The sequence below is a fragment of the Streptomyces sp. NPDC059917 genome (assembly GCF_042730635.1).
In the GTDB taxonomy this organism is placed as follows: domain Bacteria; phylum Actinomycetota; class Actinomycetes; order Streptomycetales; family Streptomycetaceae; genus Streptomyces.
On sequence record NZ_JBHWLC010000154.1, the window covers coordinates 1 to 8,422 of the forward strand.

Below are 8,422 nucleotides of genomic sequence, written 5' to 3' on the forward strand. Positions count from 1 at the left end.
CCCTCAACCCCGGGGGGCACCCCCCCGGCCCCCACTGGGGGGCGCCCGGGGGGGGGGGGGGGGCGCCCGCCCCCCCCCCCCCGCCGGTACGGGCATTCGGGTGGCGCGCCCCGGCGCCGGGGCGGCGCGACCGTACCGGCGCCCGGGCCGTGACTAACGTGACCGGACCGCCGCCGTCCAGGATCGGAAAGCCGGGAACCGCGATGAATCCGACGCCGCAGACGCCGCACGTGCCGCCGACCGACCAGCCCGCCGACCCGCCGGCCGACCGGGACGGGAGCGCGCCACGACGGGACGGCGCCGCCGGGGAGCTGCGGGCGGCCGTCGGGGCCGCCCTGGGACCCGGCGCGACCTGGGCCGTCGGGGACCGGGACGGCCCCCTGGCCGCCTCGGGCCCCTGCGAGGACCCCTTCGAGGCCGAGGGGCTCGGCCCCGTCCTCGCCCTCTGGCCCGTCATCGGCACCCTGGTGGCCGAGGGCGCCCTGAGCCTGCACACCCCGCTCGCCGCCTACTGCGACGAGGCCACCGGCGGAGCCACCGCCCACCACCTGCTCACCCACGCGTGGGACCAGGGCTCCAGCGCCACCCTCGGCGGCATCGCCGAGCACCTGACGGGCCGCCCGCTCGCCGACCTGGCCGCGACCCGCGTCTGGCACCCGCTCGGCATGCTCCGCACCGCGCTCACCGGCTCCGGCCGGTTGCACTCGACCGTGGAGGACCTCAGCCGCTTCCTGCGGCACCTGCTCGCCGGACCGGACCAGCCCCTCACCCGCGCCTGGATCACCGAGTCGCTGCGGATCCGCACCGGTGAACTCGTCCCGGCCCGCGGCCTGCTCTGGCACCCCGCGCCCGGCACCGACCACCGGCAGGACACCTGGACGCACCACGGGCCGGGCGGCGCGGACCTGTGGGTCTCCCCGCGGCGCGGTCGCTGGGCGCTGCTGCTCGCGCCCACCGCCGACGGCCCGACCCGTACCGCCTTCCGCACGGCCGCCTTCGGCTGAGGGCCCGCACCCCGCAGCGGCGCCCGGCGGCTCAGCCGAGGGCGGCGGTCAGGCGGGCGGTCAGTTCGCCGGTCCGGCGCGGGTCCGGGTCGGCGGCCGCGCGCAGGTCCGCCAGATCCTCCAGGACCTCCTCGATCTGCCACCGGAGCCGACCGGATGCCAGGAACGCCGTGGTCTGCGCCGCGGCCCGCTCCCAGTCGCCCAGTGCGCACAGGACGACGACCAGATTTCCCCGGGAGCGGACGCCGTGGACCCCGAGGGACGCCGCTTCCCGGGCGAACAGGTCCGCGGCCCGGCTCAGCTCGGCGTCCGCGTCCCGCCCCGTCAGCCGCAGCACCAGGGCGCGCTCGTAGACGTCCCACGCGCTGCCCGGTGCCAGGGCGAGCGCCCCGTCGAGGTCGGCCAGCGCCCGGTGGAGGTCCCCGGTGCGCCGGTGCAGCCGCCCGCGCCAGGAGAGGATCCAGGGGTCCGCCGGGTCCAGGGCGTGCGCCCGGTCGAGTTCCGACAACGCTTCGCCCGTCCGCCCCAGGCACCGCAACGTCTCCCCGCGCCCCGCCCGCGCCCAGGCGTTCGCCGGTTCCAGGGCCAGGGCCGCGTCGAAGTCGGCCAGTGCCGCGGCGTGGCGCCGGATGCGGCGGAGCAGGTGCCCGCGCCGGACCAGCAGCCAGGGCGCGTCCCGGCGCAGCCGCAGGGCCGCGCCCAGGTCGGCGAGCGCGTCCTCGAAACGGCCCAGGGACGCCAGGACCCCCGCCCGCTGGGCCAGCCCCCACACCGAGCGGGGCCGCTCCCGCAGCCAGCCGTCGAGGTGGGCCAACGCCTCCTCGTAGCGCCCCACGGCGTGCAGCGCGGTCCCCCGCCAGGCGCGGATCGAGCCGTCGTCCGGGCTCCGCGCGACCGCCGCGTCGAAGTCCGCCATGGCCCGCCCGGTCCGGCCGAGGGCGAGGTGCGCCTGGCCGCGGAAGCACAGCGCCCACGGATCCTCCGGGGTGGCGAGCAGCGCCCGGTCGAGGTCGGCGACCGCCTCCTCGTCCCGGCCCAGGTGGTGAAGGCACCTGCCGCGCTCCACCCAGCCGTGGGTGGCCGCGGGCTCCCGCTCCACGAAGTGGGTCAGGTCGACCAGCGCCGGCTCGTAGCGGCCCGCCAGCAGGTGGGCGGTGCCCCGGCCGTAGTACGCGCGCAGCGCCCCCGGGTCGAGGTCCAGGGCCCGGTCGTAGTCGGCCAGCGCCCGCGCGTCCTGCCCGGAGTTGCGGTGCTCCCGGCCCCGCAGGACGTGCGCCAGTACGCGCGAGGGTCCGGCCAGCTCGCGGGCGCCCAGCAGCAGCGTCAGCACCCGGACCCGGCCGCCCCCGTCCGCGTCGTCGGCCGCCTCGCGCAGGCTCCGGCCGAGCGCGGCGAGCGCCGGATCACCGGCGTCCTGTCCGGCGCGCTCCGCGATCAGGGCGGCGCGGTGGGCCGCGGTGCCGCCGGGGTCGCAGGCGTGCACCAGCGTGTCCAGCGCCCCCGCGAGCGCCGCGACGGGATCCGCGCACAGCAGGTGGTACATCTCGCCGAGCCGGTGCTCGCGCCACACCGGGTCCTTCCACAGCTCCCGCGCCCCGGGCCGCCCGCCCTCCCGGACCTCGCGCCACTGCCGCAGCGCATCGGCCAGCCGCAGCTGGTCCGTCCGCCAGCGGGCGGGGGACTGGGCCCGCCGGACCCGCAGCATCGCCGCGCGCACCACGTCGTGGTAGCGGCAGCGGCCGGCCTGGTCGGTGACGAAGGACAGGCCGCGCAGCCGGTCGTACTCCTCGGCAATGCGTTCCGGCGGCACGGCGCGGTCGCCCACGGCCACCGCGAACACGTCCTCGTCGAGGTACAGGGGCAGCGCGCAGTCCAGCGCCGTGGCCCGACGGCGCGGATCCGCCTCCCACTTGAGGAAGCGTTCCACCGCGGTCTCGGACGGGTCCTCGACCGCTTCCGGGTCCTCGGGCCGCGCCTGGGCCAGCAGGTCGACCAGGACCGGGAGCCGCCCGGACAGCCGCAGCACCAGGTCGACCACCGGCTCGCGGGTCACCCCGCGGGCCGCGAGCAGGGCCCGCGCCTCCTCCTCGCTGAACAGGTCGAGGCCCACGGACGCGATCAGTTCCAGCGAGTCGGCCCACCAGCGGGGGGCGAGCCGCCCCTGGCCGCAGAGCACCACCTGGACGCTGACCGGCACCGGCCCGTACCGCTCGGTGACCAGCACGTCCCGCAGCCACTCGTCCAGCACCGGCGCGGTGCGCTCGTAGGTGTCGAAGAAGAGCACCACCCACGGCGCCCGGCCGGCCACCGCCGCGAGGTCCGCGAGGAAGACCGGGGTGAGCACCTGCAAGGGCGAGAGCACCAGTTGGACGTCCTCGCGGCTGCGCAGCCGCGCGCCGAGGGCCAGGCGCAACCGGTCGGCGCCCTCCGCCACCTGGCGCGGGTCGAAGGCCCCGGCGATCGGTCCGAGGCCGGGCACCAGCCCGAGCCCCGCCATTCCGGCCCGGGCGACCAGTTCCCCGGTGACCGACGGACCGGCCGCCCCGCCCGGGCCGGGCTCGCGCCCCTGCTCGGGCACGGCCGTCTCCGCTTCGTGGCGGCGCAGGTGGTAGGTGGCGAGCAGCTTGTCGAAGCCCTTCAGCGGGGACCCCTGCCGCAGCAGCTGGGCGCTGACGGCCTCCATGGCCTCCAGTACGCCGTGCACCTCGTCGCCGAGCAGGGCGGTGACCGCCCCGTGGCGCCGGGCGGTGGCCTCCCACTGGCGCAGCAGCGAGGTCTTGCCGACACCGGCCGTGCCGTGCACGTGGAAGAGGAACTGGTAGGCCGCGTCGTCCGTGCGCCGGGCGAAGTTCTCCTCGAACACCGCCAGTTCCCGGCGCCGCCCGACGAATCCGCCCCGTCGGCGCTGCCGGATGAGCTCCTGCCTGCTGACCGCCCGCTCGTCCATCGGCCCCCGCCCCCGCCGCCGCCCGCGTCCCTGGAGGCATGATGCCCTGCCGCGGCGGACGCGGCAGGGCATCGGGGAGAGTGCTTCGGGGGGAGTGCTTCGGGTGGGGCGCGCGGGGCGGTCGGGTCAGAGCACCAGCGACAGCAGCAGGACGAAGACCAGGCCGACCACGGAGATGATGGTCTCCATCACCGACCAGGTCTTGACGGTCTGGCCGACGCTCATCCCGAAGTACTCCTTCACCAGCCAGAAACCGGCGTCGTTGACGTGGCTGAAGAAGAGCGAGCCCGCGCCGATCGCGAGGACCAGCAGTGCGGTCTGGGTGGTGGGCATCCCGGCGGCGAGCGGGGCGACCAGCCCGGCGGCCGAGATCGTCGCGACGGTCGCGGAGCCCGTCGCCAACCGGATGGCCACGGCGATCAGCCAGGCCAGCAGCAGGGTCGGGATCGACCAGCTCTTCGAGAGGTCCAGGATCATCTGACCGACACCGGCGTCGATGAGCGTCTGCTTGAAGCCGCCACCGGCGCCGACGATGAGCAGGATGCCCGCGATCGGGGCCAGCGACTTCTCCACGGTCACCGAGAGCCGGGCCCGGGTGAAGCCCGCCGCCCGGCCCAGGGTGAACATGCCCACGATGACGGCCGCGAGCAGGGCGATCAGCGGCGAGCCGACGACGTCGGTGACCTTCTGGACGGCGTCGGCCTTGTCGTCGACCACGATGTCGACGAGCGCCTTCACGAGCATCAGGACCACCGGGAGCAGCACGGTGGCCACGGTCGCGCCGAAGCGCGGGCGGTGCTCGCGGTCCACGGGGGCGTCGGACGGCCCGGTGGTCAGGGGCTCGGGGGCCTGGATGTCCACCCACCGGGCGGCGTACCGGGAGAACAGCGGCCCGGCGATGATCACGGTCGGGATCGCGACGACCACGCCGAGCGCGAGCGTGACGCCGAGGTTGGCGTGCAGCGCGTCGATCGCGACCAGCGGTCCGGGGTGCGGCGGGATCAGGCCGTGCATCACGGAGAGGCCGGCCAGCGCCGGGATGCCGATCCGCATCAGGGAGTAGTTGCCCCGCCGGGCCACCAGCAGCACCACCGGGATCAGCAGCACGATGCCGACCTCGAAGAAGAGCGGAAGCCCGATCACGGACGCGATCAGCACCATGGCCCAGGGCATCGCCCGGCCCTTGGCCCGGGCGAGGATGGTGTCGACGATCTCGTCCGCGCCCCCGGAGTCGGCGAGCAGCTTGCCGAGGATCGCGCCGAGCGCGATCAGTACGCCGACCCCCGCCACGGTGGAGCCGAGGCCCGCGGTGAAGCTGGTGATGGTCTTGTCGAGGGGGGCGCCCGCGAGGACCCCGAGGGTCAGCGACCCGATGGTCAGCGCCAGGAAGGCGTGCATCTTGAGGCGGGTGATGAGCAGGACGATCAGGGCGATGCCCGCGAGGACGGCGATGCCCAGCTGTGCGTTGCCCGCCGAGGTGATCGGGGCGGCGGCCGCTGCCAGAGTCTCGACGCTGAGACTGGTCACGGTGACGGTTCCTTAGTGTTCGGGGCGGGTGGGGGCGGAGGAGCCGGGACGGACCGACCGCAGGGCGGCGAGGGCCCGCGCGGTGATCTCCTCGGGGGAGCCGCAGACGTCGACGGCGACGCCCGCTTCGTCCTCCTGGAGCGGTTCGAGGGTGGCGAACTGCGAATCCAGCAGCGTGGTCGGCATGAAGTGCCCGGTACGGGCGGCCATCCTGCTCTCGATCAGCGGACGTTCACCGGTGAGGTGGACGAAGACGGCGCCGGGCGCGGCGGCGCGCAACCGGTCGCGGTAGGCGCGTTTGAGCGAGGACGCGGAGACCACCCCGCCCCGCTCGCCGCGGCAGCGGGCCCATTCGCCGATGGCGTCGAGCCACGGCCACCGGTCGGCGTCGTCCAGGGGGACGCCGGACGCCATCTTCGCGACGTTGGCCGCCGGGTGGAAGGCGTCGCCCTCCGCGTAGGGCAGGGCGAGCGCGGTGGCGAGCAGCTGCCCCACGGTCGTCTTGCCGGTCCCGGCCACGCCCATCACCACGATGACGCGCGCGGTGCTCACTCCGTAGCCCATGGGGTACCTCGCTGTTCTCGGCGATGTCCTCATCGACATCTGGCACCACTGAAGCCTATTAAGTAGTACTTATTCAAGGGTTCATCGGTAAAACATCACATCTTTTGAAACCCCTGGTCGCGGCGGTGGGCGACCCGGGGCACCCCGTACGCTTGCGCCATGACAACCGAGGGCGGCCCCGCGCAGGGGCTCCACGCACACGTGCTCGACGCCCTCGGCCTCGCCGTCACCGCCGGGGAGCACCCCCCGGGCAGCGTCCTGCGCACCGATGAGGTGGCCCGGGAGTTCGGCGCCTCGCGCACCGTCGTCCGCGAGGTGGTCCGGGTGCTGGAATCCATGGCCCTGGTCGAGTCCCGCCGCCGCGTCGGCGTCACCGTCCGTCCGGCCGAGGAGTGGAACGTCTACGACCCGCGGGTGATCCGCTGGCGCCTCGCGGGCGCCGACCGGCCCCGCCAGCTGCGCTCGCTGACCGTGCTGCGCTCGGCGATCGAGCCCGTGGCCGCGGGCCTCGCCGCCGTGCGGGCCACGCCCGAGCAGTGCGCGGCGCTCACCGAAGCGGCCCTCGGCATGGTCCGCACCTCGCGCGGACACCAGCTGGACGGCTACCTGCACCACGACGTCGCGTTCCACCGGATCGTGCTGAACGCCTCCGGCAACGAGATGTTCGCGCGGCTGGGCGACGTCGTCGCCGAGGTGCTGACCGGGCGCACCGAGCACGCGGTGATGTTCCCCGACCCCGACCCGGCCGCCGTCACCCTGCACGTGCGGGTGGCCGAGGCGGTACGGGAGCGGGACGCGGCCCGCGCCGAGGCGCTGACCCGGGAGATCGCCGTCGGGGCGCTCGAGGAGCTGGACGTGCTCGCCCCCTGAGCCGCGAGGGGGAGCGGGCGGCCCCGCTCCGGCCCGTCCGCGCGGCTGATCGGCGTACCGGCACCGCGTGTCGTTGGCCCAACTCGCTGATCCGGCGGCGACATTCCCGTTTTGGATCTTGATTGTCCCCGCGCCCGGGAGATGCTCCCCTGGCTTCTGCCGAAGCACATGATCGTTCCGTTCGGCGAAGGGGTACGCACATGAAGTCCACAGCGAGAACCGGACGAAGGGCCCGCCTGGCCGGTGGCCTCGTGCTGCCGGTGACCGTCGCGCTCGGGGGGTTCACCGCGCCCGCGCTCGCCTCGGAGGTGGCCCCGGAACCGGTGCGGGCGTCCGCCGCCGGGGCCGCCCCGGCGGCCACGTGCGCCAAGCACCCCCGCAGCGCCGCGGCCGCGCCCGGCACCGACCGGCACTGCCCGGGCCCGATGGGTCCCCAGGGCCCTCAGGGTCCGCCGGGCGCCAAGGGCCCCAAGGGTGATCGGGGGGAGAAGGGGGCCCCGGGCCTGCCCGGCCCCAAGGGTGCCGGTGGCGCCACGGGCGCGACGGGAGCGGCCGGTGCGGCCGGTCTCGCGGGCGCGCTCGGGCGCAAGGGCGACCAGGGGCCGAAGGGTGATCCCGGGCGCCCCGGCGACGGCGGACCGGCCGGGCCGCAGGGTCAGCAGGGCCCCGCCGGTCCCGCGGGGCCCCCGGGTCGCCAGGGCCTGCCGGGCTTCCCCGGCGCCGGGGGGCCGCAGGGCCTGGCCGGTCCGCCCGGCCTCCAGGGGCCGCCCGGGCCGCGCGGGCCGGTGGGGCCGCTGGGTCCGGTGGGCCCGCAGGGGATCACGGGTCCCATGGGGCCGTGCCGCGCGGTGGACTCCCAGATGCCCAACAACTCCGAGGAGTTCGCCCTCGTGCTCAAGGACTCCAAGACCTACCTCGGGCGGCGCGGCCGGGACGAGACGGGTGCCTGGGGCGAGTTCGCGTGGACGGACCTGACGGTGGCGCCGGTCACCGGTTACCCGGCGAACGTGTGTGCGGTGTCCCTGGCCATCAACGGCAACGACCTGAAGATCAAGGCGCTGACGGAGGACGGCACGCTCTACCACACGCACTGCGAGACCAACGGGCGGACCGTCAACTGCCGGGCCGCCTGGGCCGCGGTCTCCCCGCAGCCCTCGCCGGGCCGGGCCTCCTGACGCTCCGCCCCGGGCCCGGCGACGCCGCCGGGCCCGGGGGCCGCCCGGCCGCCCCGTCGTTCGCGGTCCCGCCGGGCCCCGCGGTGGGCCACACTGTCTCCCGTGCTGGCACAAGCCGATGGGCCCCAGGGCGGGCCCGCTTCCTTCGTCGGACGACACCGTGAACTGGCCGCGCTCGAACGCGCCTTGGGCGTCCACCGCCTGGTGACCCTGACCGGCCCGGGTGGCGTCGGCAAGAGCCGCCTGGCCCGGCAGGTACTGACGCGCCGCGGCGGGCGGCCCGCCGGTGGGGCCGCGGACGCGCCCGCCGGCGCCTGCCGCGGCCGTCGGCGGGC

7 protein-coding genes are annotated in these 8,422 nt (G+C 76.1%); 4 read left to right on the plus strand and 3 right to left on the minus strand.

Features of this window, described 5'->3' with window-relative positions:
- Positions 1-203 precede the first annotated feature (203 nt).
- Complete coding sequence (locus tag ACFWAR_RS38740) at positions 204-1,004, plus strand: hypothetical protein (protein ID WP_385788233.1); 801 nt, start codon at positions 204-206, stop codon at positions 1,002-1,004.
- Between the two features lie 31 nt (positions 1,005-1,035).
- Here the strand turns inward: ACFWAR_RS38740 and ACFWAR_RS38745 are convergent, their stop codons facing one another.
- From ACFWAR_RS38745 to ACFWAR_RS38755, 3 genes are all read right to left on the minus strand, one after another.
- Entirely contained in the window at positions 1,036-3,951 is a 2,916-nt protein-coding gene (locus ACFWAR_RS38745; protein WP_385788236.1) for a tetratricopeptide repeat protein, read from the minus strand.
- 126 nt (positions 3,952-4,077) lie between these two features.
- Positions 4,078-5,478, minus strand: coding sequence for a GntP family permease (locus ACFWAR_RS38750; protein ID WP_385788239.1), 1,401 nt, complete (start codon positions 5,476-5,478; stop codon positions 4,078-4,080).
- 12 nt (positions 5,479-5,490) lie between these two features.
- Positions 5,491-6,030, minus strand: a complete 540-nt coding sequence (locus ACFWAR_RS38755) for a gluconokinase (RefSeq protein ID WP_385788241.1) — start codon at positions 6,028-6,030, stop codon at positions 5,491-5,493.
- Positions 6,031-6,201: 171 nt separating this feature from the next.
- Here ACFWAR_RS38755 and ACFWAR_RS38760 point away from each other — a divergent pair, with 171 nt between their 5' ends.
- From ACFWAR_RS38760 to ACFWAR_RS38770, 3 genes are all read left to right on the plus strand, one after another.
- Complete coding sequence (locus ACFWAR_RS38760) at positions 6,202-6,912, plus strand: FadR/GntR family transcriptional regulator (protein ID WP_385788243.1); 711 nt, start codon at positions 6,202-6,204, stop codon at positions 6,910-6,912.
- A gap of 200 nt (positions 6,913-7,112) precedes the next feature.
- Positions 7,113-8,087: a hypothetical protein gene (locus ACFWAR_RS38765; protein ID WP_385788246.1), complete on the plus strand. Its 975-nt coding sequence runs from the start codon at positions 7,113-7,115 to the stop codon at positions 8,085-8,087.
- Between the two features lie 102 nt (positions 8,088-8,189).
- Positions 8,190-8,422 (plus strand): AAA family ATPase (locus tag ACFWAR_RS38770; RefSeq protein ID WP_385788249.1); only part of this gene is annotated, 233 nt, incomplete at its 3' end.

What these genes read in the sequence shown, in the direction of transcription:
- ACFWAR_RS38740 (WP_385788233.1), top strand. Translation starts at nt 204, where the DNA reads ATGAATCCGACGCCGCAGACGCCGCACGTGCCGCCGACCGACCAGCCC.
- ACFWAR_RS38745 (WP_385788236.1), bottom strand. Translation starts at nt 3,951, where the DNA reads ATGGACGAGCGGGCGGTCAGCAGGCAGGAGCTCATCCGGCAGCGCCGA.
- ACFWAR_RS38760 (WP_385788243.1), top strand. Translation starts at nt 6,202, where the DNA reads ATGACAACCGAGGGCGGCCCCGCGCAGGGGCTCCACGCACACGTGCTC.
- ACFWAR_RS38765 (WP_385788246.1), top strand. Translation starts at nt 7,113, where the DNA reads ATGAAGTCCACAGCGAGAACCGGACGAAGGGCCCGCCTGGCCGGTGGC.